Source organism: Amycolatopsis sp. NPDC023774 (genome assembly GCF_040639695.1).
Classification (GTDB): Bacteria; Actinomycetota; Actinomycetes; order Mycobacteriales; family Pseudonocardiaceae; genus Amycolatopsis.
Map to the genome: position 1 here is coordinate 1 of NZ_JBFAAJ010000114.1, position 1,360 is coordinate 1,360.

Annotated in this window: 1 protein-coding gene; it reads left to right on the forward strand. The window is 67.4% G+C overall.

From position 1 onward, the window contains the following. Nucleotides 1-46: 46 nt before the first annotated feature. Nucleotides 47-1,180, forward strand: a complete 1,134-nt coding sequence (locus AB0F91_RS47225) for an IS701 family transposase (RefSeq protein ID WP_360609076.1) — start codon at nt 47-49, stop codon at nt 1,178-1,180. Nucleotides 1,181-1,360: the final 180 nt, after the last annotated feature.

Genomic DNA, 1,360 nt, shown 5'->3' on the forward strand with positions numbered 1-1,360 from the left:
CCTAGTACTGCAACGGCAGTTGCTGGTGTTGTGGTAGATCATCCTGGTGGTGGTCGATGTGGTGATGGATCAGCTGGACGGGGTGCATGGGCGGATCGGGGGCCGGTTCGCGCGGTCGGAGCCGCGGAATCGGGCTCGGGAGTATGTGTCCGGGCTGGTCGCGGGTTTGGAGCGGAAGAACGGCTGGACGCTGGCCGAGCAGGCAGGCGAGGTCTCACCGGACGGGATGCAGCGGCTGCTGCGCTGGGCGGACTGGGACATCGACGGCGTCCGCGATGACGTGCGCGACTACGTGGTCGAGCATCTCGGTGAACCGGGCGGGGTGCTGATCGTGGACGACACCGGGTTCGTGAAGAAGGGCACTCGGTCTGCGGGGGTGCAGCGGCAGTACTCGGGAACCGCGGGCCGGATCGAGAACTGCCAGATCGGGACGTTCCTGGCTTATGCCGGTGCTCGCGGGCATGCGTTGATCGACCGGGAGTTGTATCTGCCCGAGCCGTGGATCGCCGACCCGGATCGGTGCCGGCGGGCGGGGATCCCGGAGGGCGCCGAGTTCGAGACCAAGCCGCGCCAGGCCATGGCGATGCTGGCGCGGGCGTTCGCTGCGAAGGTGCCGTTCGCGTGGGTCACCGCCGATGAGGCCTATGGGCAGGTCAAGTACTTGCGGTTGTGGCTGGAGGCCCACGACGCGGCGCATGTGCTGGCCACCAAGGTCAACGACACCCTGGTCACCACCGGCGGTCGCGAAGCCCGAGCCGACGAGCTGATCGCGGATCTGCCTGCCCGGTCATGGCGGCGGTTGTCGGTCGGGGCCGGCGCGCACGGGCCGCGGGAGTACGAGTGGGCGCGGGTGGCGATCCGGATCGGCTGGCAGCCCGGGCGCGGGCACTGGCTGCTCGCCCGCCGCTCACTCTCAGACCCGGCCGAGATCGCTTACTACGTCTGCTACGGTCCCCGGCGCTCGACGCTGCTGGATCTGGCCCGGATCGCCGGGGCACGCTGGCGGATCGAGGAGTGCTTTCAGCAGGCCAAGAACGAAGCCGGACTGGATCACTACCAGGTCCGATCCTGGCGGGCCTGGTATGCCCACATCACCCTGTCCATGCTCGCCCACGCCTGGCTCGCAGTGTCGCGATCCCTTGCCATAAAAGGGGAACCAGTGCCGACGAACCAGGCATGATCGGATTCACGCTACCGGAGATCCGGCGCCTGCTCACCAAACTGATCCTGCGTGTCACCGACACTGCCGACCATATCTGGGCATGGTCACGCTTCCGCCGCAGACGACAACACCAAGCCCGACTCAGCCACTACAAACGACGCGGCTACCCACTCACCTAACCGCCGTTGCAGTACTAGG